This is a genomic window from Taklimakanibacter lacteus (genome assembly GCA_003576695.1).
GTDB lineage: Bacteria > Pseudomonadota > Alphaproteobacteria > Rhizobiales > Aestuariivirgaceae > Taklimakanibacter > Taklimakanibacter lacteus.
In genome coordinates this window covers 164,944-189,716 of record QOZQ01000006.1, presented here as the reverse complement: position 1 = coordinate 189,716, position 24,773 = coordinate 164,944, and the positions used below count along the sequence as shown (strand labels likewise).

General features: G+C 64.7%; 23 protein-coding genes. 11 read left to right on the top strand and 12 right to left on the bottom strand.

Annotated features, from left to right (window positions below):
• Positions 1–252 precede the first annotated feature (252 nt).
• Positions 253–453: a hypothetical protein gene (locus tag DT068_RS13840; RefSeq protein WP_119390432.1), complete on the top strand. Its 201-nt coding sequence runs from the start codon at positions 253–255 to the stop codon at positions 451–453.
• Here DT068_RS13840 and DT068_RS13835 read toward each other — a convergent pair.
• Genes DT068_RS13835 through DT068_RS13825 form a run of 3 tightly spaced genes read right to left on the bottom strand, consistent with a single transcriptional unit; the run spans position 446 to position 2,910 of the window.
• Positions 446–1,390 carry a threonine/serine dehydratase gene (locus DT068_RS13835; protein WP_119390431.1) on the bottom strand — a complete coding sequence of 315 codons (945 nt, stop codon included), beginning with the start codon at positions 1,388–1,390 and terminating at the stop codon, positions 446–448. The genes DT068_RS13840 and DT068_RS13835 overlap by 8 nt on opposite strands.
• A complete protein-coding gene (locus DT068_RS13830; protein WP_119390430.1) occupies positions 1,383–2,096 on the bottom strand; it encodes a DUF429 domain-containing protein in 714 nt (237 codons plus the stop codon). Before DT068_RS13830 ends, DT068_RS13835 begins: the two co-directional genes overlap by 8 nt.
• Positions 2,089–2,910, bottom strand: a complete 822-nt coding sequence (locus DT068_RS13825; RefSeq protein ID WP_162914189.1) for a PfkB family carbohydrate kinase — start codon at positions 2,908–2,910, stop codon at positions 2,089–2,091. The genes DT068_RS13830 and DT068_RS13825 overlap by 8 nt, the downstream gene beginning before the upstream one ends.
• A gap of 298 nt (positions 2,911–3,208) precedes the next feature.
• Here DT068_RS13825 and DT068_RS13820 point away from each other — a divergent pair, with 298 nt between their 5' ends.
• Positions 3,209–8,422, top strand: a complete 5,214-nt coding sequence (locus tag DT068_RS13820; RefSeq protein ID WP_119390428.1) for an alpha-2-macroglobulin — start codon at positions 3,209–3,211, stop codon at positions 8,420–8,422.
• Positions 8,423–8,424: 2 nt separating this feature from the next.
• Positions 8,425–10,563, top strand: a complete 2,139-nt coding sequence (gene pbpC, locus DT068_RS13815) for a penicillin-binding protein 1C (RefSeq protein WP_368904715.1) — start codon at positions 8,425–8,427, stop codon at positions 10,561–10,563.
• Here the strand turns inward: pbpC and DT068_RS13810 are convergent.
• Positions 10,560–11,729, bottom strand: a complete 1,170-nt coding sequence (locus DT068_RS13810) for an NAD(P)/FAD-dependent oxidoreductase (RefSeq protein ID WP_119390426.1) — start codon at positions 11,727–11,729, stop codon at positions 10,560–10,562. The genes pbpC and DT068_RS13810 overlap by 4 nt on opposite strands.
• 100 nt (positions 11,730–11,829) lie before the next feature.
• On the opposite strand from DT068_RS13810, the gene DT068_RS13805 reads away from it, so the two are divergent.
• Together DT068_RS13805 and DT068_RS13800 are read left to right on the top strand one after the other, a co-directional pair.
• Positions 11,830–12,702, top strand: coding sequence for an HpcH/HpaI aldolase/citrate lyase family protein (locus DT068_RS13805; RefSeq protein WP_162914188.1), 873 nt, complete (start codon positions 11,830–11,832; stop codon positions 12,700–12,702).
• Positions 12,699–13,748, top strand: coding sequence for a MaoC family dehydratase (locus tag DT068_RS13800; protein WP_119390425.1), 1,050 nt, complete (start codon positions 12,699–12,701; stop codon positions 13,746–13,748). The genes DT068_RS13805 and DT068_RS13800 overlap by 4 nt, the downstream gene beginning before the upstream one ends.
• On the opposite strand, the gene DT068_RS13795 is transcribed toward DT068_RS13800, so the two are convergent.
• Genes DT068_RS13795 through DT068_RS13780 form a run of 4 tightly spaced genes read right to left on the bottom strand, consistent with a single transcriptional unit; the run spans position 13,741 to position 17,393 of the window.
• On the bottom strand, positions 13,741–14,685 hold the full coding sequence (locus DT068_RS13795) for an AEC family transporter (RefSeq protein WP_119390424.1): 945 nt from the start codon (positions 14,683–14,685) through the stop codon (positions 13,741–13,743). The two genes, DT068_RS13800 and DT068_RS13795, sit on opposite strands and share 8 nt — an antisense overlap.
• A 27-nt stretch (positions 14,686–14,712) precedes the next feature.
• On the bottom strand, positions 14,713–15,060 hold the full coding sequence (locus DT068_RS13790) for a hypothetical protein (protein WP_162914187.1): 348 nt from the start codon (positions 15,058–15,060) through the stop codon (positions 14,713–14,715).
• Positions 15,057–17,036, bottom strand: coding sequence for a methylmalonyl-CoA mutase family protein (locus DT068_RS13785; RefSeq protein ID WP_368904714.1), 1,980 nt, complete (start codon positions 17,034–17,036; stop codon positions 15,057–15,059). Before DT068_RS13785 ends, DT068_RS13790 begins: the two co-directional genes overlap by 4 nt.
• 48 nt (positions 17,037–17,084) lie before the next feature.
• Positions 17,085–17,393, bottom strand: a complete 309-nt coding sequence (locus DT068_RS13780) for a hypothetical protein (RefSeq protein WP_119390421.1) — start codon at positions 17,391–17,393, stop codon at positions 17,085–17,087.
• 225 nt (positions 17,394–17,618) lie between these two features.
• Here DT068_RS13780 and ccrA point away from each other — a divergent pair, with 225 nt between their 5' ends.
• Both ccrA and DT068_RS13770 read left to right on the top strand, forming a co-directional pair.
• Positions 17,619–18,920 carry a crotonyl-CoA carboxylase/reductase gene (gene ccrA, locus DT068_RS13775; RefSeq protein ID WP_119390420.1) on the top strand — a complete coding sequence of 434 codons (1,302 nt, stop codon included), beginning with the start codon at positions 17,619–17,621 and terminating at the stop codon, positions 18,918–18,920.
• A 6-nt stretch (positions 18,921–18,926) separates the two neighbouring features.
• Positions 18,927–19,184, top strand: a complete 258-nt coding sequence (locus DT068_RS13770) for a TfoX/Sxy family DNA transformation protein (protein WP_119390419.1) — start codon at positions 18,927–18,929, stop codon at positions 19,182–19,184.
• Here the strand turns inward: DT068_RS13770 and DT068_RS13765 are convergent.
• A complete protein-coding gene (locus DT068_RS13765) occupies positions 19,152–20,027 on the bottom strand; it encodes a YihY/virulence factor BrkB family protein (RefSeq protein ID WP_119390418.1) in 876 nt (291 codons plus the stop codon). The genes DT068_RS13770 and DT068_RS13765 overlap by 33 nt on opposite strands.
• A 141-nt stretch (positions 20,028–20,168) precedes the next feature.
• Positions 20,169–20,900, bottom strand: coding sequence for a tellurite resistance TerB family protein (locus DT068_RS13760; RefSeq protein WP_119390417.1), 732 nt, complete (start codon positions 20,898–20,900; stop codon positions 20,169–20,171).
• 140 nt (positions 20,901–21,040) lie between these two features.
• On the opposite strand from DT068_RS13760, the gene DT068_RS13755 reads away from it, so the two are divergent.
• The 3 genes from DT068_RS13755 to DT068_RS13745 are packed head-to-tail and all read left to right on the top strand — an operon-like array spanning position 21,041 to position 23,249.
• Positions 21,041–21,874: a DMT family transporter gene (locus tag DT068_RS13755; RefSeq protein WP_368904713.1), complete on the top strand. Its 834-nt coding sequence runs from the start codon at positions 21,041–21,043 to the stop codon at positions 21,872–21,874.
• Positions 21,871–22,842, top strand: coding sequence for an NADPH:quinone oxidoreductase family protein (locus DT068_RS13750; RefSeq protein ID WP_119390415.1), 972 nt, complete (start codon positions 21,871–21,873; stop codon positions 22,840–22,842). The genes DT068_RS13755 and DT068_RS13750 overlap by 4 nt, the downstream gene beginning before the upstream one ends.
• Positions 22,839–23,249 (top strand): ACT domain-containing protein, encoded by a 411-nt coding sequence (locus DT068_RS13745; RefSeq protein WP_119390414.1) that lies wholly within the window; start codon positions 22,839–22,841, stop codon positions 23,247–23,249. The genes DT068_RS13750 and DT068_RS13745 overlap by 4 nt, the downstream gene beginning before the upstream one ends.
• On the opposite strand, the gene DT068_RS13740 is transcribed toward DT068_RS13745, so the two are convergent.
• Complete coding sequence (locus tag DT068_RS13740) at positions 23,244–23,780, bottom strand: RBBP9/YdeN family alpha/beta hydrolase (protein WP_119390413.1); 537 nt, start codon at positions 23,778–23,780, stop codon at positions 23,244–23,246. The two genes, DT068_RS13745 and DT068_RS13740, sit on opposite strands and share 6 nt — an antisense overlap.
• Positions 23,781–23,888: 108 nt before the next feature.
• On the opposite strand from DT068_RS13740, the gene DT068_RS13735 reads away from it, so the two are divergent.
• A complete protein-coding gene (locus DT068_RS13735) occupies positions 23,889–24,362 on the top strand; it encodes an Lrp/AsnC family transcriptional regulator (protein ID WP_119390642.1) in 474 nt (157 codons plus the stop codon).
• On the opposite strand, the gene DT068_RS13730 is transcribed toward DT068_RS13735, so the two are convergent.
• Positions 24,359–24,709 carry a YkvA family protein gene (locus DT068_RS13730; protein WP_119390412.1) on the bottom strand — a complete coding sequence of 117 codons (351 nt, stop codon included), beginning with the start codon at positions 24,707–24,709 and terminating at the stop codon, positions 24,359–24,361. The genes DT068_RS13735 and DT068_RS13730 overlap by 4 nt on opposite strands.
• Positions 24,710–24,773: the final 64 nt, after the last annotated feature.

Genomic DNA, 24,773 nt, shown 5'->3' with positions numbered 1-24,773 from the left:
ACGGAGATCGTCATGATGACAGCACGCAAGGAGCTTCGATTCTGGTGATCTCCGGGCCCCGGGCTCGGGTCCCGGTCTGGCCTTTCCAGTTTGTGTTCTCTTCCAAGTAAAAGCCTGAAGACCATTTGACCGGGACGTGACTCTCGTATCATGCGCGTGACGCGCATGTGCGGGATGCGCACGCATCACCACCTTCAATTTTTCACAACTGCCAACGCGCACGGAAATCCGTGTTCCGCGAAAGGAAAACCTATGTCTGCTTATCAGAAGTCCATGCCGTGGTTCCGACACCCGGCACGCAGTCTCATCGCCGCTCCGGCGGCCCGGCTCCTCGCCGGCCGCAAGAGGGAAAGGCGCATCCCGCATGATCCGCGCGAGATCGAAAGGTTCCGCACGGAGCTGGAGCTGAAGCGCGCCAGCCTCGATCTCACCTACCGTTTCAAGGTCATGTAGAAATGACCTGCGAAAAGGTCAGGGGATCGGTATTCGAGCCGCACAGGATGGCGCAGACGCACTCATCCTTCTGTGGCCGGTATGCACCTGAGAGAAGCGCAGCGAAGGCCGTGGCACCACCCGGTTCAGTGATGATCCGCGCATGGTCCCATAGCCAACGCTGCGCTATCCTGATTTCCTCATCATCGACGAGCGCCACGCTCTCGATATATTCCTTCGCCAGCGGCCACATCAGCTCTCCGGCATAGCTCGCACCCAGCGAATCGGCCGCGATGCCGGACGGCGTCACCGTCACCCGCTCGCCCGCCTTGAGCGAGGCATGGAGCGTATTGCAGGTCTCGGGCTCGACGCCGATGATCCTGACATCGCCCCGGTACCAGCCGGCAATGCCGCCGATCAGTCCGCCGCCGCCCACCGCCACCAGAAGCGTGTCGATGTCCGGCAATTGCTGCTCGATCTCGAGCCCGAGCGTGCCCTGGCCCAGAAGTGTCGGCACCGCGTCATAGGCATGGACCGAGAGCGCTCCCGTCTCGGCGATGAAGCGATTGCACTTCTCGAGCGCCTCATAATAAGTGGCGCCCCCCTGATCGATGATCGCGCCATAGCTCCTGATCTTCGCCACCTTGGCGGGCGCAGCGATGGCGGGCACGAAAATATGGGCCGGAACACCGGCCACATGCGCAGCATAGGCGGCCGCCGCGCCATGATTGCCGCCCGAGGCCGCGGCCAGGCCGACTTTCGGAATATCGCGCCCGAGCACGGTCGAGAAGGCGCCCCGTGCCTTGAAGGAGCCGGTATGCTGGAAGAGCTCGAGCTTGAGCGCCACCGGCCTTGCGATATTGGCGAGCACGACATCCATGACCGGCGTGCGCCGCACATAGGGGGCGATCTTCTCCGCCGTCGCCTCGATGGCGGAACGGGTGATTGGTTCAGGCATTGATTTCCATCCTCAGGCCGCGGGTATTGAGTGGCGGATTTGCCGGGAAACGGATAGACCGTCGATTGAGGATGCGCCATGCCACGAAAGCACAAGCGCAGGCATCGATGAGATCGTCGGCGCCGACATCGCGGCGGCGGTAATCCGCCTTCAGGCTGTCGACCGGCACGCCATTGGCGCGCAGCAGCGCGCGCCGCAAATCGAGGCCGGGCGGAAAGGGAGCGCTCTTCACCTTCTTGGGCAGCGGCAAGGGTGTCTCCTTGTTCATCACCCAGAAAGCGAGCTCGGGATGCGATTCATAGATACGTGACTGCGAGGACGGATCGATCACGGCATCGATTTCGCGCATCTTGGGAAAAAGATGAAAGCACTGCTTGGACACTTTCCGCGGCGGATCGGAGTGAAGGAGATTGACCCGGCAGGCCTCGCGGTAATCGTCGCAATAGATCGCAGGCGCCGCCGGCACCGCGAAGACGCTCGACTGCCGCTCGCCCAATCTGGCGCGCACCTCGCGCTCAGGCGGGCGGCCCGAGGTCTCGGGCAGGCCAATGGGCATGTCGACGGCGATCACCCGGGCGGGGAGCGCCAGCACGGCGGCGAAATCCATGCACAATTCAGAGGTCAGCCGGTCGGCGCCATCCCACAGGACGGCGATCCAGCCGGCCGGGCAGCCATCGACGCCGGCAACGGTCGCAGGCTCAGCCATACGCCGCCGCGAAGGCGCTGACGGAGACGATGTCCTTGAGACCCCAGGCGAGATCGAGGGCGGCAGTGCCTTCGCTCGCCTTCATCACCTGCTCGGTGGCGGCAATGGCAAAGCCCAGGCTGTCCTTCAGCGCGTGGCCTTGCGCCAAGCGGCCGGCGAGGAAACCGGACAGAAGATCGCCGGTGCCGTGCGGCACCTGCAGCTGCTTCGGCCGGGTCACGGCCAGGCTGCGCCCGTCCTCGATCAGCGCCGTTGTCAGCTGCGCATCGCCCGCCGGCAGCGAGGTCACGATGACGGATTTGTCGGCAAGCGTGCGGCAGGCGCGCCTGGCGGAGTCCATGTCGTTGATCTCGGCGCCAGTGAGCCAGCCGAGCTCGAAGACATTGGGGGTGAGCCCATCGGCCAGCGGCACGAGGCGGTCGCGCATGGCGCCTGCCACCGCTTCGGTGACATAGAGGCCCTTATGCGTGTCGCCGAGAACCGGATCGCATAGATAATAAGAGCGGTTGAAGGCAGCCAGGAATCGGGCCACGGCCTCGATCTGCTCTTCATGCGCGAAATAGCCGGTGAGCACGATGACATCCTCGCCGATAAAGCCCAGCTCGGTGAGACGGTCGAGCATGTGGCTGAGCTTCTCGGCCGGCACGTGCACGCCTTCCGGCCTGCCATGGCCCGGATGGTTGGAGAGCATGATGGTCGGAAGGGCAATGGGCGTCACGCCCAGAGCCAGGAGGGCCGGAACGATTGCCGAATTGCCGACCGGGCCTGCCGCCACTTGCGATGAAATGGTGAGAACCTGGCGGGGAAGGGCCATGCATGATGCTCCATCTCGCGGAGGCGTCAGCATCCCGCCTCAACAGGTGAAAGGCAATCAGACAATTTTAATGGGATGACATGCGCTGGAAGCGAGGCGAAATCAATTTGCTGCTTCCCGCTTCCCTCGCGAAACAATTGCCATAATTTGCTGTCACCTGATTGCCGGACGACGGAAAGACCCATACCATGCTTGGCCGGAGCTTGAGGCAGGCCAGACATCGACAGTCCGCATATACACGCAACCCGATGGGTGGCGCAGCTCGCGTCACCTCACCCTATGTCTTGGGAGGACAAGGATGATTCCGAAGGCGCAATTCACCAACGTCACGCAGTTCCATATTTCCCGATTGCTGATCATCCTGGCGCTGTTCGGGCTGATGGTGGCGCCGGCACGGGCCGCCACGCCATTCTCGGTCGATACCTATTCCTATGCGGCCGACAGCTACCGCGAGACGATCGCCAAGATCGCCAAGACCCTCAAGAAGACGCTGCCTGAGCTGCAGCAGGAGCTCGAAGCGGCGAACACGCAGGGCAACAACCGCAATGCCGCGGTGGTGGTGGAGCAGATGCTGGCCCTCTCACCCAATGACCAGACAAACTGGCAAAAGCTTGCCGATTTCCTCCTCGTCGCCGAGCCTTTCAACTCCCAGGACGGCTATGATCTGCCCTTCAAGGCGCTGGGTGCGGCGGTCAGGGCCTATCAGCTCACCAATGTGACCGCAGAGAAGGCGCTCGCCCTCAACGATATCGCCCAGGCGCTGGTCAAGCGCGAGGATTGGCGCCCGGCGCTCAATGCCTATCGCGCCAGCCTCGCGCTGGTCGAGAATGAAGAGATCCGCCAGACCTATGAGGAGCTGCGCAAGGTTCACGGCTTCCGCATCACCGACTACACGGTGGAGAGCGATGCGCCGCAGCCGCGTTTGTGCTTCCAGTTCTCCGATCCCTTGTCCAATGCGGTCAGCGATTTCGCGCCCTATTTCACGCAGAGCCCCGGCGCCATCTCGGCCGTCACGGTCGACGGCACCAAATTGTGCATCGAGGGCCTGAAGCATGGCGAGCGCTACAAGGTCACCGTGCGCCAGGGCTTGCCCTCTTCGGTGGATGAGGCCCTGCTGAAAGATGCCGATTACGAGATCTATGTGCGCGACCGCACGCCGTCGGTGCATTTCGTCGGCAAGTCCTATGTGCTGCCGCGCACCGGCCAGAACGGCATCCCCTTGGTGTCGGTCAATTCAACCAAGGCCAAGCTTGAGCTCTATCGCATCGGCGACCGGAGCCTCTTGTCCGCCGTCGGCTCCAACTTCCTCGACCAGATCTACAACTACCAGGCGGGCGATATCGGCCGCAGCAAGGGCCAGAAGGTGTGGGAAGGCACCATGGACCTCGTGAGCAGGCCCAATGAGGATGTCACCACCGCCTTCCCGGTGGATGAGGCGCTGGGCAAGATCGAGCCCGGCCTCTATGTGATGACCGCGGCGCCGGCCGATGTGACGGCGGAAGAATACAGCCAGCTCGCCACGCAGTGGTTCGTCGTGTCCGATCTCGGCCTCACGACGCTCAAGGGCAAGGATGGGCTGCATGTGTTCCTGCGCTCCATCGCGTCCGCCGATCCGCTCGCCAATGTCACGGTGCGGCTCATTGCCCGCAACAACGAGATCCTCGGCAGCGTGAAGACGGACGCCCAAGGCACAGCCCTGTTCGACAGCGGCCTCACCAAGGGCCAGGACGGGCTCGAGCCGGCGCTGGTGGTCGCGTCCAACGACAAGGACGACTATGCCTTCATCGATATTTCGCGCACCGCCTTCGATCTTTCCGATCGCGGCGTCACCGGCCGCGATCCGCCGGGACCGGCGGATGCCTTCGTCTATGTCGAGCGCGGCGTCTATCGCCGCGGCGAGACGGTGCATGCCGCCGTCCTGTTGCGCGACGGCAACGCCAACCAGCTGACCGACGTGCCGGTCACGCTCGTCGTCGAGCGCCCGGACGGGGTCGAATATTCCCGCACCGTGCTGAACGACCAGGGGGCGGGCGGGCGCGTCCTCGACATCCCGCTCATCTCCTCGGCGGCGGGCGGCACCTGGCGCGTCCTTGCCTATACCGATCCCAGGAGTGCGGCGGTCGGCGAAACCAGCTTCCTGGTCGAAGACTACATTCCCGATCGCATCGAATTCGATCTCAAGGCCAATGGCACGCGGATCGACCGCAATGCGGGCGCCAGCCTGACGGTGGATGGGCGCTATCTCTTCGGCGCGCCCGCCGCCAGGCTCGATATCGAGGGCGATATCTCGGTTTCCGTCGACTATCAGCCTTTCGAGCAATGGAAGGCGTATGTCTTCGGCCTGTCGGATGAGGCCGTCGACACGGTGCAGAACACCATTGGCGATCTGGCCCAGACCGACGACAAGGGCCATGCCGACATCACCATGCCCTTGCCGCAGCTGCCGACGACGTCGCGGCCGCTCAAGGCGAATTTCACCATCCGCATGAAGGAATCAGGCGGGCGCGGCGTGGTGCGCACGGCATCGCTGCCCATCGCTTCGCCGGGCAACATGCTGGGACTGAGGCAGGAAGGCGAGGCCGGCGAAGGCCAGCAGGCGATCTTCAACGCGGTTGCGATCGACCCGCAGGGCAATCAGGTGGCGGCCAAGGGCGCCAGCTGGGTGCTCAAGCGCCTGACCACCACCTATCAGTGGTACAAGAGCGACAATCGCTGGAGCTATGAGGCCGTCACCACCGCCCGCAAGGTCACCGGCGGCACGGTCGATCTCGCCGCCGACCAGCCGGCGCAGATCAGTGCTCCCGTGCAATGGGGCCAGTACCGTCTCGAGATCACGGCCGATGGCCTGGCGCCGTCGTCGACGAGCTTCTATGCCGGCTATTACACCTCCGAGAAGACCAACACGCCGGACATGCTGCCGGTGGCCCTCGACAAGACCTCGGTCAAGTCGGGCGACACGCTGCAGGTCAAGATCGATGCCCGCTTCGCCGGCAAGGCCTCGGTGCAAGTGGTCGGCGAAAGGCTGTTCTCTTCCGAACTGATCGACGTGCCGGAAAAGGGCACGACCGTTCCGGTCAAGGTCGGCAGCGACTGGGGCACGGGCGCCTATGTCCTCGTCACCCATTTCCGGCCGATGGATATCGCCGCCAAGCGCATGCCGACGCGTTCGATCGGCCTCGCCTGGTTCGGCATCGACCGCACCGAGCGCACGCTCAAGGTCTCGCTCACGCCGCCGGCGGTGATGAAGCCGCGCCAGGCGCTGAAAGTGCCGGTGAAGATCGAAGGCCTCGCCGGCGAGAAGGCCTATGTCACGGTGGCCGCCGTCGATGTCGGCATCCTCAATCTCACCAACTACAAGCCGCCGGAGCCCGAGACCTATTATTACGGCCAGAAGCGGCTGTCGGCCGAGCTCTATGACATCTATGGCCAGCTGATCGACGGCATGGGCGCCAATCGCGGACCGATCCGCACCGGCGGCGACAGCGGCGCCGGCAACTTCAACAGCCCGCCGCCGACCCAGGCGCCTCTGGCGCTGTTCTCCGGCATCGTCCAGGTGGCGGCCGATGGCAGCGCCGAAGTGCCTTTCGAGATTCCCGCCTTCAACGGCACCATCCGCGTCATGGCGGTGGCGTGGACGCCGACCAAGGTCGGCCATGCCTCCGTCGATGTGATCGCGCGCGATCACATCGTCATCGCCGGCACGCTGCCGCGCTTCCTGGGGTCGGGCGACAAATCGCGCCTGCGCCTCGATCTCCTCAATGCCGAGGCGGTGCCTGGCGATTACACGCTGGCCGTGACGATCGACGGCCCGATCAGCAGCGATCCGGCACTTCTCCACCAGACCGTGAAGGTCGGCGCGGTGGGGGCGCGCACGCCCGTCAATATTCCGATCACCGCGTCGGGCATCGGCACGGCGCAGGTGACGGCCATGCTCACCGGCCCGGGCGATCTCCAGGTCGAGCAGGGCTTCACGCTCGGCGTCGTCCCGTCCAACCCGCCGGTGACACGCCGCATGGTGCACATGATCGAGCCCAATGGCGGCATTACCGTCAGCAAGGACCTGATCGCCGAGATGGTGGCGGGCACCGGCGCCGTGTCGCTGTCGGTCGGCCCCTTGAGCGCCATCGACGTGCCGGGCCTCCTGCGCGATCTCGATCGCTATCCCTATGGCTGCTCCGAGCAACTGGTCAGCCGCGCCATGCCGCTGCTCTATCTGTCGGAGCTCGGCGGCAACGACATCGATCTCGACGGATCGGTGAAGGACCGCCTGGCGGATACGGTGCAGCGCCTGCTGGCACGCCAGGACACCAATGGCGCCTTCGGCCTGTGGAACTCCTATAGCGGGGATCTGTGGCTGTCGGCCTATGTGACCGACTTCCTGCTCAGAGCCCGCGAGAAAGGTTTTGCAGTGCCGGAAGGCGCGCTCAACCAGGCGGTCGACTATCTGCGCAACCAGGTCGGCAACTCGCCCTATGTGGAACAGGGCAAGGGCGAGGACATGGCCTATGCGCTCTACACGCTGGCGCGCGCCGGCCGGGCTCCCGCCGGCGATCTCAAATATTTCGCCGACACCAAGATCGGACAGTTCGGCACCGCCATGGCGCGGGCGCAGATCGCGGCAGCACTCGGCATGTTGGGCGACAAGCCGCGCGCCGGGGCTGCCTTCCAGTCGGCCGCCGATGTGCTGCAAGCCGAAGCCGCGGGCACAATACCGTCCGCCTGGGGCTATTACGGCTCGCCCCTGCGCGATGCCGCGGCCATCGTGGCGCTCGCCGAGAATGGCAATGCCGGTCCGCCGGTGATCCAGGCGGCGCTCAAGGTGATCAGCGATGAGCGCGCCAAATCCCGCTATGCCTCCACCCAGGAAATGACCTGGATGGTGCTGGCGGCGCGCAGCATCGTCGAGCAGGCCAGGGGCGTCCAGCTCAATGTCGACGGCTCGGCGCATCAGGGCGCCTTCTACAAGATCTATCGTGACACCGCTCTCGATGCGTCGCACAAGGTCAGCAACCAGGGCACGACGCCGCTCCAGGCGGTGGTCGCGGTCTCGGGCGCGCCCATCGTGCCGGAGCCAGCGTCCTCCAACGGCATGACGCTGATGCGCATCTATTACGGGCTCGACGGCACGCCGGTCGATCCGGCACAGGTCGTGCAGAATACGCGTCTTGTCGTGGTGCTCACCGCCAGCCGCGACGGCAAGGACCAGACCGGCAACTTCCTGCTGGTCGATCGCCTGCCGGCCGGACTCGAGATCGAGAATCCGGCGCTCGTGGCAACCGGCAGCACCGGCAGCCTGTCCTGGCTCACCGACATGACCGGGGCGACCTATACCGAGTTCCGCGACGATCGCTTCGTCGCGGCCTTCACGGATCAGAGCGCCAAGCTTGCCTATATCGTGCGCGCCGTGGCGCCCGGTCAGTACACGCTGCCGGGGGCGACCGTCGAGGACATGTACCGGCCCGAGCGCAATGCCACGCTTGCCACCACGACGATGAGCGTGATCGAGAAATGAGCATGGACGTGAAGAGCGCAAGTGCAACAGGGCGGGCGCGGGCGCGGCGCTTCCATGTCCTATGCGCTTTCGTCTTCACGACCATCCTCGCCGTCAATGCCGGCGGCTTCGCGCTGTCGGAGGCGATGAAGCGCTTGGGTCCGCTGCCCATGGGCGAAAGCCTGAGCTATTCGCCGCTGGTGCTGGACCGCGACGGCAAATTGCTGCGGCCGTTCACCACCGGCGACGGCTATTGGCGCCTGCCGGCCAGGCCCCAGGATGTCGATCGGCGCTTTCTTTCGATGCTGATCGCCTATGAGGACAAGCGCTTCCATGCGCATCATGGCGTCGATCCGATCGCCATGATGCGCGCCGCCTGGCAGTTCGCCTGGCATGGCCGCATCGTCTCGGGCGGCTCGACCATCACCATGCAGGTGGCGCGCCTGCTGGAGCCGCGCCCCGAGCGCAGCTTCGGCGCCAAGATGACCCAGATGATCCGCGCCGTGCAGCTCGAAAGCCGGCTGAGCAAGGACGAGATCCTCTCGCTCTATCTGGCGCTCGCGCCCTATGGCGGCAATCTCGAAGGCATACGTGCCGCCTCGCTGGCTTATTTCGGCAAGGAGCCGGCGCGCCTGTCGACCGCCGAAGCCGCCATGCTGGTGGCCTTGCCGCAGGCGCCGGAATCCCGCCGGCCCGACCGCTTCCCGCGCGCCGCACGGGAAGCGCGCAACCGCGTGCTCCGCCTTCTTAAGGAAAAGGGCGCCATCAATGAAGACCAGGTCACGGCGGCCGAGAGCGAGCCGGCGCCCGGCGGGCGCCAGCTCTTCCCGATGCTGGCGGCTCATGTCGCCGAGCGCCTGGTCAGGCAGAATCGGGGGCCCCACAGAAAGGCCAATCTCGTCGAGACCACGACGCTCTCGCGCCCGCTGCAGGAGCAGCTCGAGACCCTGGCGCGCGAACGGGCTACGGCGCTGGGCGGCGGCGTCTCCGTGGCGATCATCGCGGCCGACAACGCCACCGGCGAGGTCAGGGCGCATGTCGGCGGTGTCGGCTATTTCGACAAGAAACGCGCCGGCCAGATCGATCTCGCGCAATCCTGGCGCTCGCCCGGCTCGACGCTGAAGCCTTTCATCTATGGTCTCGCTTTCGAGGACGGCCTGGCCCATCCCGAAACCCTGGTCGACGACCGGCCGATCCGCTTCGGCATCTACAAGCCCGAAAATTTCGACGAAGCCTATCAGGGCACGGTGACCATGCGCCGGGCGCTGCAGCAATCCTTGAATGTGCCAGCCGTGATGCTGCTCAATGCGCTGGGTCCCAACCGGCTGATCGCGCGCATGAAGACGGCCGGGGTCACGCCGCAATTGCCGCTCGATGCGGCACCCGGCCTTGCCGTCGGCCTTGGTGGCGCCGGGGTGAAGCTCACCGATCTCGCCACCCTCTATCTCGCTCTGGCGCGCGATGGCGAGGCGCTGCCGCTCGTCTGGCGGCCGCAGGACAGGGCCGATGCGGCGACACCGCGCCGGCTGTTCGACAAGGCGGCCGCCTGGCAGGTGGGTGATGTGCTGATCGGCGCGCCGGCGCCGCAGAATGCGCTGCCCGGCAAGATCGCCTACAAGACCGGCACGTCCTATGGCTATCGCGATGCCTGGGCCGTGGGCTTCGATGGCGCCAGCACGGTGGCGGTCTGGGTCGGCCGGCCGGACAATGAGCCCGTCTCCGATCTCATCGGGCGCATGGCGGCGGCGCCCATCCTCTTTGATGCGTTCAGCCGCATCAGCGACAAGCGCGCGCCTTTGCCGCCGGCGCCGGCCGGCGTTGTCTTCGCCCGCAGCTCCGATTTGCCGCCGGCCTTGCAGCGCTTCCGTCCCAACAGCCTGCCGGAGATCGCCGCATCCGGGCCCGGCGATCCGCCACTGGCGATTTCCTTCCCGCCCGAGGGCGCGCGGATCGATCTTTCAGGCGGCGACAGCGATGTCGGCCTGGCGCTCAAGGCCATGGGCGGCGCGCCGCCTTTCACCTGGTTTGCCGATGGCCTGCCGATCGTGATCGGCGAAGTGCGGCGCGAGACTCAATGGGAAATGCCGGGCAAAGGCTTTGCGCGCCTCTCGGTCATCGACTCGCGCGGGCATACGGCGAGCGTGCAGGTGCGGTTGGATTAGATCACATTGCGCTCGAACAGCGGCGTCTTGCTGGCGATGCGCTCGAAACCGAAACGGGCGAGATCGATGGTGCGGTAGGAGCCGTGCAGGATGAGTTCGGCAATGGCATTGCCCGCACCTGGTCCCTGCTGCAGGCCGTGGCCCGAAAAGCCATTGGCGAAGAGGAAATTGGACAGCTCCGGATGCGGGCCGATGACGGCGTTCTGGTCGAGCGCGTTGTAGTCATAATGGCCGACCCAGGCATTGACGACCTTGATCGCCTCGAAGGCCGGCACGCGGGCGGCGAGCCTTTCCCAGATGCGCTCCTCGAACCAGCCATAGTCGACCTCCCAGTCCATCTCGCGCGGCTCGTCGGCTTCCTCGGGCGAGAGGCCGCAAATGAACTGCTGGCCCTCGGGGCGGAAATAGATGCCGGAAATATCGACGGTGAGCGGCGCCTTGTGCAAGGCCTCGCTCGCCCCCGGGCAGTCGAGCACATAGACATAACGCTTGCGCGGCCCGACCGGGAGATCGATGCCGGCCATCCGGGCGAGCGCGCCCGCACCGGCGCCGCCGGCATTGACGATGGAGCCGCAGATGATCTCCTGGCCATCGGCAAGGGTGAGCGAGGCCGCCTTGCCGGCGACCTTGCGGACGCTCGCCACCTCACCCTGGATGAGGGCGACGCCCTTCGCCACCGCCGCCTTGCGGAACAGGCTCATCAGCGAATAGGGATCGAGCCACCCTTCACCGCTTTTGCCGAAGCAGCCAAGCGCCAGCCCGTCGGTGACGAGCCATGGAAATTGCCTGGCGAGACCTTCAGGGTCGAGCAGCACATTGTCGGCGCCATTGGCGATCTGAACGCTGTGGTTCTCTTCGAGGATGGTGCGGCCATTCTCGGAAGCGAGGATCAGATAGCCATATTCGCGGAAGCTCACATCCGCCTCGGGACCGAACTCCTCCTTCAGGTGGCGCAATATATTGAGCCCGAATCTGGAGAGCTTGATGTTCTCAGGGGTGGAGAATTGCTGGCGGATGCCGCCGCAGGAGCGCGCCGTGCAGCCCTTGGCATAGCTCGTGTCGCGCTCGATGAGGGCGATGGAGCCGGTGAAACCCTGCTTTTTGAGGAAATAGGCGGCGCTGCTTCCGACAATGCCGCCGCCGACGATCACAACATCATATTTCATGGTGCGGCACTCTGCCCAAAGCGCGAGCGCCTCTCAAGCCTTTCATGGTCGCACCAGACTTGGCAGATATGCCGGGAGTGAATAGGGTGCGGGAAGTCCCATGAAGATCAGACCTCGCCGCAGCGTCCTCTATATGCCGGGCGCCAATGACCGGGCGCTGGAAAAGGCGCGTAGCCTACCGGCCGACGCCCTCATCCTCGATCTTGAGGATTCGGTGGCGCCGGAAGCCAAGGTCCAGGCGCGCGACAAGGTGATCGCCGCGGTGAAAGGCGGCGGCTACGGCCAGCGCGAGATCGTCATCCGCGTCAATGCGCTCGACACGCCCTGGGGGGCGGATGACCTCAAGGCCGCCGCCTCGGTCAAGGCCGATGCCATATTGGTGCCGAAAGTGTCGCGGCCGGGCGACATGGTGAGCGCCGCCAAGCTTCTCAAAGCCCAGGGTGCCGCGGCCGAGACGCGGCTGTGGGCGATGATGGAGACGCCGCTCGCCATCCTCAATGCGCGTGACATTGCAGGCGTGGCCGGCGATGCCGACAACCGTTTCTCCTGCCTGGTGCTCGGCACCAATGATCTTCTGAAAGAGTCGCGCGCCCGCGCCCTGGGCGACCGCTTCGCCATCGTGCCGTGGCTGGCCGCGAGCGTGCTCGCCGCCCGCGCCTATGGCCTCGATGTGATCGACGGCGTCTTTAACGACTTCAAGGACGAGCCGGGCTTCCGGGCCGAATGCGAGCAGGGCCGCACGCTGGGCATGGACGGCAAGACGCTGATCCATCCCTCGCAGATCGCACCCTGCAATGAGATCTTCTCGCCCTCCACCGAAGAGGTCGAATGGTCGCGCAAGGTCATCCAGGCTTTCGCGTTTCCGGAACATAAGGGCAAGGGCGTCATTACCGTCGAGGGGCGGATGGTGGAAAGGCTGCATCTGGTGATGGCCGAGCGCGTCGTCGCCATTTGGGAGGCAATTGCCGCATGAGCAAGACCAATCCGGGAAATTTCTTCGAGGACTTCCGCATCGGCCAGATCATCCGCCATGCGACGCCGCGCACCGTCACGGCGGGCGACCAGGCGCTCTATACGGCGCTCTATGGCGCGCGCTTCGCGGTCCAGTCCTCGGACGAGTTCGCGCGCGCCATCGGCTATGGCAAGGCGCCGGTCGACGATCTCCTCGTCTTCCACATCGTGTTCGGCAAGACGGTTCCCGATATCTCGCTCAATGCGGTAGCCAATCTGGGCTATGCCGATGGCCGCTTCCTGGCACCGGTCTATCCGGGCGATACGTTGAGCGCCGCTTCGGAGGTCATCGGGCTCAAGGAGAATTCCAACGGCAAGACCGGCACCGTCTATGTGCGCTCGACCGGCTTCAACCAAAGGGCCGAGCCGGTCTTGAGCTATGTGCGCTGGGTGATGGTGAGGAAGCGCGACGAGGCGGCAAAAGTGCCCAGGGCGCAGGTGCCCGATTTGCCCAAGACGGTGCTGCCGGCCGATCTCGGCTCCGGCTGTCCCAAGATCGCCGGCAAGCTCTGGGACGATGCGCTGTCGGGCTCGGCCCATCGCTTCAAGGATTATAAGAAAGGCGAGCGGATCGACCATGTCGACGGCATGACGGTCGAAGAGGCCGAGCATATGCTGGCGACGCGGCTCTATCAGAACACCGCCAAGGTGCATTTCAACCAGTTCAGCGAGGCCAAGGGCCGCTTCGGGCGAAGGCTCATCTATGGCGGGCATGTCATCTCGCTCGCACGCGCGCTCTCCTTCAACGGCCTCGGCAATGCCTTCCATGTGGCGGCGATCAATGGCGGGCGCCATGTGGCGCCGCTCTTCGCCGGCGGCACCGTCTTCGCCTGGTCCGAGATCGTCGAGACCGCCGATGTGCCGGCGCAATCCGATCTCGGCGCCTTGCGCATCGTGACGCGGGCGACGCGCGATCTCGCTTGTGCGGATTTTCCGACGAAGGACGCGACGGCGGACGAGCCGGGCGTCATCCTCGAATTCGACTATTGGGCGCTGGTGCCTAGATAATCCCCGCATCCATGAGCACGAAAAGAGCGCTCAAGGTCAGAAGCGACAGAGCGGTGCCGACCGCGATGGCGCCCGAGACTGGCGCCGTGCCCGAATCATAGCGCTGCGCGAAGAGATAGGCATTGGCGCCGGTCGGCATGGCGGCGAGCATCAGCGCGATCTGGGTCCAGAACGGATCGAGCGCCACGACATAGCGCGCGATCAGAAAGACGACGACCGGCAGGCAGAGAAGCTTGAGCACCAGCAAGGTGATGATGCCGCGCCATTGGCCCTTGAGGCTGTAGCCGGCCAGCGTCAGTCCCAGAGCGACGAGCGCCGTCGGCACGCCGGCCTCGCCCAGCATTTCGAGGAAGCGATCCGGCACGGGATGAAGGCCGAGGCCGGTGACGCGCCACAGCGTGCCCAGAAGCAGTGCGAGCACGATCGGGTTGCGGATGAGCTGGTTCACCAGCTGGCGGATCACCGCCATGACGGAGGGCAGCTGGCCGCGGCCGGAAGATTCGATGTGAAGGACCGCGGCGAGCCACAGAATGGGCGCGTGGATCGACAGGATGAGGCCCACCGGCAAGGCGGCGCGGTCGCCGAAATGCGCCAGCGCCAGAGGCAGGCCGAGCATTGCCAGATTGCCGAAGCTCGCCCCCATGGCAGCCGAGGCCGGCACGGCCGCGATGAGCGAGGTGGTGTGCGCGATGAGGGTGGTGGCGATCCAGACAACGGCGATGCCGCCGAAGAGTGCCGCCCAGAGCGGCCAGGGCGACAGGCTCTGCTGGTCGATCACCGCCACGGTGCGGAAGAGCAGCGCCGGCATGGCAAGGTTGAACACCACCTGGCTCAGGCCCTGGCCCGCGGCACTGCCGATGAACTGGGTGCGCGCGCACAGGAAACCGAGCGCGATCAGGCCGAAGACGGGAAGGATCGTGGTGAGGACGGAAGACATGCGTAAGATGCCGGCACAATAGCCGGATCAGGGGACCAGGCGATAGTATTTCCCGTACCAGCGCAGCGTTTCTTCCTCGACCCTGACTGCGCTGCCGACCTCCGGCGGGCGCCAGTCGGCCCAGGCGACCACCGCCGTCGTATGGCCATCGGGAAAATCGACAAAGACCCGCGGCAAGCTTTGTCCCTTGTCGGATTGATGCACCGTCCAGCGGACGAAGCGGCCTTCGATGGTCTGGCGCGACACGGGGACATTCGTCACCCAGAAAAGCAATCCGGCCGCGATGGCAAGCCCGAGCAGGACCGCGAAGATGTTCCCAGTGACGGCCTCTAGAGCCAATTGCCGGTCGAGTCGCCTGGTGGCTTCTCGTTTCACGCGGCGCGCTCGCTTTCCTTCGCCTCGATGAGGCGCACGAGATCGGTCATGATGCGGTTGAGATCGAAGTCCTTGGGCGTATAGACCTGGGCGACGCCCAGTTGCTTGAGCACCAGCACGTCCTCCGCCGGGATGATGCCGCCCGCCACCACCGGCACATGGCTCAAGCCCGATGCGCGCATGCGGTTCATCACCTCGCGCACCAGGGGCACATGCGAGCCCGACAGGATCGAGAGGCCGACGACATGGACCTTGTGCTCGATCGCCGCCGAGACGATCTGCTCAGGCGTCAGGCGGATGCCGTCATAGGAGACCTCGAAGCCGCAATCGGCGGCCCTGACCGCGATCTGCTCGGCGCCGTTGGAATGGCCGTCGAGGCCGGGCTTGCCGACCAGGAATCTGGGCTTCATGCCGAGCTTGGCGGATAGCGCTTCGACCGCGGCCCGCACATCGGTGATCGATTGCGAGGCGTCGCCCCGCATCAGCAGCGTGACGCCGGTGGGGGCACGGTATTCGCCGAAGACGCGGCGCAAGGTCTCGCCCCATTCGCCGGTGGTGACGCCGGCCCGGGCGCAGGCGATCGAGGCCTCCATGACATTGCGCGCTTCGCGCGCCGCCCTATCCAGCTCTTTCAGCGCCGCCGCCGCCGCCTTCGCATCCCGGGCGCTGCGCCAGGCTTTCAATTTATCGATCTGCTCATATTCGACTGTCTCAGGGACAGTGAGAATGGCATCACCATCTTCGGCGGCAAGCGGCGAAGGCTCGCTCGCGGTGAAGGCGTTGACGCCGACGACCTTGGTCTCGCCTGCTTCGATGGCGCGCAGGCGTTCGGCATTGGATTCGACCAGCGCCTTCTTCATATAGCCCGACTCGATCGCCGCAATGGCGCCGCCCATGGCGAGCACGCGGGAAAGCTCGGTGCGCGCTTCAGTCTTCAGGTCTTCGACCTTGGCTTCGATCTCCTTCGAGCCGTCGAAGATGTCACCATAGTCGAGAAGGTCCGATTCATAGGCGACGATCTGCTGCATGCGCAAAGACCATTGCTGGTCCCATGGGCGCGGCAGGCCCAGAGCTTCGTTCCAGGCCGGCAACTGCACGGCGCGGGCGCGGGCGTTCTTCGACAGCACCACCGCCAGCATCTCGAGCAATATGCGATAGACGTTGTTCTCCGGCTGCTGCTCGGTGAGGCCCAGCGAATTCACCTGCACGCCATAGCGGAAGCGGCGCAGCTTCTCGTCCGCGACGCCATAGCGGTCGCGGCAGATCTCGTCCCACAATTCGGTGAAGGCCCGCATCTTGCAGATCTCGGTGATGAAGCGGATGCCGGCATTGACGAAGAAGGAGATGCGGCCGACCACTTGCGGGAATTCATCCTCGGGGATCGTGCCGCTCGCTCTGACGCCGTCCAGCACGGCGATGGCGGTGGCGAGCGCGAAGCTCAGCTCCTGCACCGGTGTGGCGCCGGCTTCCTGCAGATGATAGGAGCAGACATTCATCGGATTCCATTTGGGGAGCTCGCTCGACGCGAAGGCGATCGTGTCGGTGATCAGCCGCATCGAGGGCTTCGGCGGGAACACATAGGTGCCGCGCGAGAGATATTCCTTGATGATGTCGTTCTGGGTGGTGCCGGTGAGGCTCGCGCGCGATGCCCCTTGCGCATCGGCGGCGGCGACATAAAGGGCGAGAAGCCAGGCCGCCGTGGCGTTGATCGTCATCGACGTGTTCATCTCGCCGAGCGGGATCTGGTCGAACAGGGCCTTCATGTCGCCCAGATGCGAGATGGGCACGCCGACCTTGCCGACCTCGCCTTTGGCCAGGACATGGTCGCTGTCATAGCCGGTCTGGGTCGGCAGATCGAAGGCGACCGAGAGGCCGGTCTGGCCCTTGGCGAGATTGGTGCGGAACAGGCGGTTGCTGTCGGCCGCGGTCGAATGGCCGGCATAGGTGCGGAAGATCCAGGGGCGGTCTCGCGTCATGGCCCATGAAAGCATGGGTCATGTTGCGGCGCAATAATTCCTTCGGAGTCAGCTGGACCGGAAGAACGCCATATTGACGAGCGCCGCCCCGACCATGCCGGAAAATACGGCAAGGGTGGCATTGGCCATCACATCCAAAGGCGGGGACAGGTTGGGAAACAGGATCATGCCCAGCCTCGCGCCCACCAGCAGGAACAGGAAATTGAGAGCCATCTGCGGCAATTCGGACGTATTGGTCACGATGTTGAAAATGATGGTGGCCACCCCCAGGAGAAGCAGCAGGAACAGCCACTGTCCGCCCGATATTGGCGGGGCGCGGGTCAGGAGATCATGGATATGGGTCAGGAAATCCATCATTCCACAGGATCCCATGTGTTGGCCGGATCATACCGCAGAGCATTCTTCGCGGTAAGCTCCAAGCCTTGGAGAGGTTAACCGGACCTGCCCGGTTTGGGGCAGCTTTGCCTAAAAGCGCGGCAAACTGTCCTTTATTGGCCGTTAGCAGGCGCGGTGGACTTTTGTTGCATTGCGAAATGGTCTAGCCTCTCCCTTAATAATGACGGGGGAACGGAGGACCAAGCCATGAAGGCCCAGGCCAAGACCACGCTGAGTGCCGATGCCGCCAACACCAACCAGCCGGTGAAGGATCTCTATGAGATCGGCGAGATCCCGCCGCTCGGCCATGTTCCCGAAAAAATGTATGCCTGGACCATTCGCCAGGATCGTCACGGCCCGCCCGACAGCGCCATGCAAATCGAGGTCGTGCCGACCTGGACGATCGGCGAGGACGAAGTGCTCGTCCTGGTGATGGCGGCGGGCGTCAATTACAACGGCGTGTGGGCAGCGCTCGGCAAGCCGATCTCGCCGATCGACGGCCACAAGAATCCCTATCATATCGCGGGTTCGGACGCGGCCGGTATCGTCTATGCGGTCGGCGCCAAGGTGAAGCGCTGGACGGTGGGCGATGAGGTCGTCATCCACTGCAACCAGGATGACGGCGATGACGAGGAATGCAATGGCGGCGATCCGATGTTCTCGCCCTCGCAGCGCATCTGGGGCTATGAGACACCGGATGGATCCTTCGCGCAGTTCGCCCGCGTGCAGGCGCGCCAGCTGCTGCCGCGGCCGCAGCATCTCTCCTGGGAAGAATCGGCCTGCTATACGCTCACCCTCGCCACCGCCTATCGCATGCTCTTCGGCCACCGGCCGCATACGCTGAAGCCCGGCCAGAATGTGCTGGTGTGGGGCGCATCAGGGGGCCTCGGCTCCATGGCGGTGCAGTTGATCGCCACCGCCGGCGGCAATGCCATCGGCGTCATCTCGGACGACGACAAGGCCGAGTTCGTGATGTCGCTCGGCGCCAAGGGCGTCATCAACCGCAAGAATTTCAAATGCTGGGGCGAGATGCCGAAGGTCGGCACGGCCGAATATAACGATTGGCTGAAGAATGCCCGCGATTTCGGCAAGGCGATCTGGAATTTCACCGGCAAAGGCAACAATGTCGATATGGTGTTCGAGCATCCGGGCGAGACGACCTTCCCGGTCTCGGTGCTGGTGGTGAAGCGCGGCGGCATGGTGGTCATCTGCGCCGGCACGACCGGCTATAATCTCACCATGGATGCGCGCTATCTGTGGATGCACCAGAAGCGCGTCCAGGGCTCGCATTTCGCCAATCTCATGCAGGCGTCGAACGCCAACAAGCTGGTCGTGGCGCAGCGCATCGATCCCTGCATGTCGGAGGTCTATGCGTGGAGCGACATTCCCAAGGCGCATATGAAGATGTGGAAGAACGAGCACCGGCCCGGCAATATGGCGGTGCTGGTGTCGGCGCCGCGCACCGGGCTCAAGACCTTCGAGGATGTGATCGAAGCTTCGGCGTCGTAGCTCTTCATGGACGAAGACCGTTTGCCGGTCGCGAGCCTGCGCAATCTCGGGCCTAAATCCGCGCGGCTTCTGGCCGAGGCCGGCATTCGCAGGATCGCCGAATTGCGGCTCCTCGGCGCGGCGAAAGCCTATCGGCGCGTGAAGGACAAAGCGTCGCTCAATCTCCTGTGGGCAATCGCCGCCGGCCTCGAAGATCGCGACTGGCGCACCGTCACGAAAGCGGAGAAAGCCTCACTCCTTGCTGAGGTCCGCCGTTTCGGCTGACGGCTCCCGGTGCTTGCGCGCCAGCACGATGACGCGGTTGAGCTCGCCGCCGAGGATGAGCGCCAGTGCCGACAGATAGATCAGGAACATCGCCGCGAAGAGACCGGACAGGCCGGCATAGGTCGAGGCGAAGGTGGCGAAATTGGACAGGAAGTAGGAATAGACGCTCGACAATATGAGCCACACGGAAACGGTGAGGATGACGCCCGGCATCAGATAATGCAGCTTCACCCGCCGCGCCGGCAAAATGAGATGCGCCAGGAACAGGCCGACCACCAGGATGATGAGCGCCAGCGGATAGCGGTAGCGGTCGAAGGTGGCGATGATGTCGTCGAAGCCCGGCGCATAGGTGTTGATGAAATGGATGGCGGTCGGGGCGAAGACGATCAGCACGGCAAGCGCCAGCAGCAGCATCGCCGAGCCCACCACGAACAGCGCCATGATCAGATAGAGCAGGAAGGCATTGCGGTCCTCGGTCAGGCCATAGGCGCGGTTGAGCGCCACGCGCACGCTGTCGACGCCGCCCATGGCGCTCCATACCGTGATGATGGCCGATACGCTGAGGAGGCCGGTGCGCGGACGGGTCAACAGCGAATTGATCTCGGGCGCCAGCGGCGAGACGAATTCCCTGGGCGCGACACTGAGCAGATAGGTGACGATGCGGGCGGCGAGATCGGCGCTGCCGAAGAAGCCGGCGAGGGCTGTGAGGAAGATCAGGAAGGGGAAGATCGAGAAGAGGAAGCGGAAGGCGATATTGCCGGCCAAGGGGATCGCCTCATCGGCGAACAGGCGCCTTATGGCTTCGAGGATGAGCCGGGTGAGGGAAGGCCGTGAGTCCGTCATGCGCAAGGCATATCAGGGGCGAGGATTCGATGAAAGGTCGGCGGTGCCGCCAATTCCTTCGACGCGTGTCAAGCATGGTTTCCGGGATTTTCGCCCTCTCCCGCAAGCGGGAGAAGGGGAAAGTTATTGAGATTGGAGCGGTTATCCCACCACGACCGGAAGCTTCCGCGCCTCGGTCTCGACACTTGCCTTCAGGCCGGGATCGAGCTTGAGGCGCGAGGCGAGCATGGCGAGATAGGCCTGCTCGGCCGGATCGTCGGGATCGATGGCGAGCACGGAAGCGGCATAGATCTCGGCGGCGCGCTCGGGGCTCGTGGCGCTCCTGACCACCGCATCGATATCGAGAGGTTTGCGCAATTCGTCGATGACGAAGGCCTTGGCATCATTGTCGAGGCTGAGCTCGTCGAGCTTGGCGAAGATCGCCTGCTGCTCCCTGGCATCGATATGGCCGTCGGCCTTGGCGGCCGCGATCATGGCGCGCAGGAGCACGAGCGACAGCTCGTTGCGCTCGGCCGTGCCCGAGGGAAGGAACACCGTGCCTTCGACCTTCGGCGTCACATCCTTCATTGACCCGTTCGGGGGCTCGACCGGCACGGTCGTCCGGGCGCCCCTGGTCGCCTGGTAATTCTGCCAGGCGCGATAGGCGATGCCGCCCAGCACGGCAGCGCCGCCGAGCTTCAGCGCGTTGCCGGCCAGCTTCTTGCCGCCCTTGGACCCCAGCAATATCGAAACAAGACCGCCCGCGGCGGCACCGCCGGCGAGGCCCTTCAACATATCAGGGGAAAATCCCGATCCGCTTTTCTGCGGGGCATTCTGGCCGTCGCGCGCGCCACCGCCCATGAACTGATCAAGAAGCTTCTGCGGATCGAACATATCTGCCTTTCCCAAGTCTAACTCGCCAAACCGCATTCCGGCGGGCAAGAGACTTGTCCGTCATCACCCAACCGTCCCGACACATGGCCTCTGAAAGAAATACCGAACCCTGGATTGCCGCGGCCTCTGCATCATTCGTCGTGATATGGGCAACGGGTTTCATCGTTGCAAGGCTGTCGGCGCCCCATGTCGATCCTTTGACTTTCCTGACGGTGCGCTTCGCCATCGCCGGCCTTCTGCTGGCGGTTCTTGCTTTGATCTTCAAGGCGCGCTGGCCAAGCCCTTCCGCGGCGTTACACGCGATCGTCGCTGGCGCCTTCCTGCATGGCGGCTATCTCGGCGCCTGCTACTGGGCGGTGGCGCATGGCCTGCCCTCGGGCATCGCTGCGCTGATCGCCGGCCTGCAGCCGATCCTGACCGCGATCCTGGCGGGCCGGCTGCTCGGCGAGCGCATCACGATGCGCCACTGGCTGGGGCTCGCGGTGGCGCTCATCGGCGTGGCGCTGGTGCTGGCGCCCAAGCTCAGTTTCGCGGTGGTCGGCGGCATCACGCCCGTCACCGCCGGCGCCATGTTCCTCGGCGCGCTGTCGATGACAATCGGCAGCATCTATCAGAAGCGTCATGTCGCGCGCGTCGATCTCCTCACCGGCACGGCCTGGCAATATGCCAGCGCCTTCGTCTTCGTGGCGCTGGGCGCGCTCATCACCGAGAATTTCCGCTTCGATGCGACGCGCGATGCATGGATCGCGCTCGCCTGGTCGGTCGTCGTGCTGTCGATCGGCGCCATCCTCCTGTTCATGGCGCTCATCCGGCATGGTGATGTCTCGAAAGTGTCGGCGCTCATCTTCCTGGTGCCGGCGGTCGCGGCGCTGATGGCCTGGCTCCTGTTCAACGAGACATTGACGCTGGTGCAGATCGCGGGGATGCTGGTCTGCGCAGTAGGTGTCTTCATCGTGACGCGAGCGGGCAAGTGAGAGCAGTTCTATGCAAGGCGGCCGGGGGAGCTTCGTCGCTCAGCGTCGAAACCATCGCGCGGGTGAAGCCCGGGCCTGACGAAGTGGCGGTCGCGGTGAAGGCGGTCGGCCTCAATTTCTTCGACACGCTGATCATTGAGGGCAAATATCAGGTCAAGCCGCCCATGCCGTTCTCGCCCGGCGGCGAGATCGCCGGCATCGTCAGCGAGACCGGCGCCCAGGTCCGTCACCTCAAGGCGGGCGACCGGGTGATGGGCTATATCGGCCATGGTGGCGCGCGCGAAGAGGCGGTCGTCGCGGCCCGGCAATTGTCGCTCATCCCGCCGGGCTTGAGCGATGAGATCGCCGCCGGGCTTTCCATCACCTATGGCACGACGCTGCATGCGCTCAAGGACCGCGCCCGGCTCGAGCCGGGCGAGACGCTGGCGGTGCTCGGCGCATCGGGCGGCGTCGGCCAGGCGGCGGTCGAGATCGGCAAGCTCATGGGCGCCCATGTCATCGCCTGCGCCTCCTCCGACGACAAGCTTGCTTTCTGCAAGAGCTTTGGGGCCGATGAGGTCCTGAACTACCGGACGCAGAATCTGAAGGACGGATTGCGCAGCTTGCGCCAGGACGGCGTCGATGTCGTCTATGATCCGGTGGGCGGCGATCTCACTGAGCCCGCGGTGCGCACCCTTGGCTGGGGCGGGCGGCATCTGGTCGTCGGCTTCGCGCAAGGCGACATTCCGAAACTGCCGCTCAATCTGATCCTCTTGAAGAATGCCAGCCTGTTGGGCGTGTTCTGGGGCGCCCATACCGAGCGCGAGCCCGAGCTGCACCGCGCCAATATGGACCAGCTCCTCGCCTGGGCGGCGGCGGGCCAGCTCAAGCCGCATATCCATGCCACCTATCGTTTCGAGGAGATCGGCGAAGCCCTGGGAGCGATCGCGCGGCGCGAGGTCAAGGGCAAGACGATCCTGGTGCCATGACAAAGATCGTGAGCGACACGCGCGCCATGCTCGCCGGGATGACGCCGGTCCTCACCGACGGCGAATATGTCTTCTGCACGACCAAGGATGCGAGCGTGATCGCGCGGGCCATGCCGGTGGCGCTCGGCTCGTTCCGGGAAGCGGAAGGAACGACATTCATCCTGGCGCGGTCCGACGCGAAAGCCCTGGGCTTCGATGAAGCCATGCCGATGCGGCGCATCACGCTCGATGTGTTCTCGGCGCTCGACGGTGTCGGGCTGACCGCCGGCGTAGCGACCGCGCTCGCAGCGGCGGGAATTCCCTGCAACATGGTCGCCGCCTATCATCATGATCATGTTTTCGTTCCGGCGGCGATGACGGAGCGCGCCATCGCCGTGCTCAAGGAGTTGCAGGAACGCTCGTCATAAGCAGGCCGAGTGGAAGGCCGTCAGCATGGCCAGGCCTTCCGGCCAGCGCCCGAGATTGCTGCTTGAGCTGATATGGCCGAGCGCGCCCACCAAGCGGCAGTCGCCGCCCCATTGCGCCGCCCGCGCTTGCGCATAATCCAGCGAGCCATAAGGATCGTTGCTGCTGGCGATGATCAGGCAGGGAAAACGGAAACGTTCCCGGGGGGCCGAAGCGAAAGCATGTGCCGCGGCCGGAAAAGGCGGGGACGCGGGATCCGGCACGGCGACGAGGAAGGCGCCTTTGACCGGGAGGCCCGATTTCCTCTGCCAGTGGGCGACGAGCAGGCAGCTCAGGCTGTGGGCGATCAGCACCGGCGGTGAGGGCGCCGTCGCCACCGCAAGCTCCAGCGCCGCCATCCAGTTGGTGAAATCGGGCGCATCCCAGCTTGCCGGCGCAAAGCGGCGCATCGCCTTGTTGTCGGCCTCCCAAAGGCTCTGCCAGTGATGGTCGTCCGATCCGCCGATGCCCGGCAGGACGATGAAGTCGGTCATGCATGCTCCTTCCAGCAATTCACGAGGGAAATTGTAGGCAGGAATTTTCCGCGTAGAATGGCGGCGCATCGGAAAAGAGCCGCCACAGCCGATGAATCAAAGGTCACCATGAAGAACAGCGCCAGGTCCATCCGCCTCGATCCCACCGATCTCGCGATCATCGAGATCCTGCAGGAAGACGGGCGCATCAACATCACCGAGCTCGGGCGGCGGGTCGGCCTGTCGCAACCGGCCGTGTCGGAGCGGGTGAAGCGGCTCGAAGAGCGCGGCATCGTCACCGGCTATAGAGCGACCGTCGATCTGGCGAAGCTCGGACTCGGCACCATGGCGGTCATCCGCCTGCGCACCACGCATGAGCATATCGCGGCCTGCCTCAAGCAGTTCGCCAGCATGCCGGAAGTGATCGAGGTGCTGAGGCTCACCGGCGAGGACTGCTTCTTTCTCAAGGTGATCGTGCCGTCGCCTTTGGGGCTCGAGAGCATCGTCGATGCGCTGGGCCGTTTCGGCGCGGTGACGACCTCGGTCGTGCTCAGGGCGGAAAAGCCGAAGACTGTCGGGCGCAAGCTGATGGCGCGGGCCTAGTCGGCAGCGAGCTTCTCGCCCTTCTTCAGCCGCGCCAGGGTCTCGCGCGCCTTGTCATAGTGCTCAGGTCTGAGATGGGTGCGGATCATGCTGATCGCGGTCAGGAGCACCGCCATGTCGTCGGTGAAGCCGAGCCCCAGCACGAAATCGGGAATGGCATCGACCGGCAGCACGAAATAAGCGAGCGCGCCGAGCAGGATGCCTTTCACCTTGAGCGGCGTCGCGCGGTCGAAGGCGCAGTAATAGGCAGCGACAGCGTCCTCGGCGAAGGGAATCGCCGCGAAGACGCGGGCCAGTTTGGGCCAGAAGCCGGACCGTACTTTCTGCTCGTTGCTGGTGATGACCATGGGAAGCGCACCCCCTCATTGCCGAAATCGCGCGTTCATGTGGTGATCGGACGCCGCGTTTTCA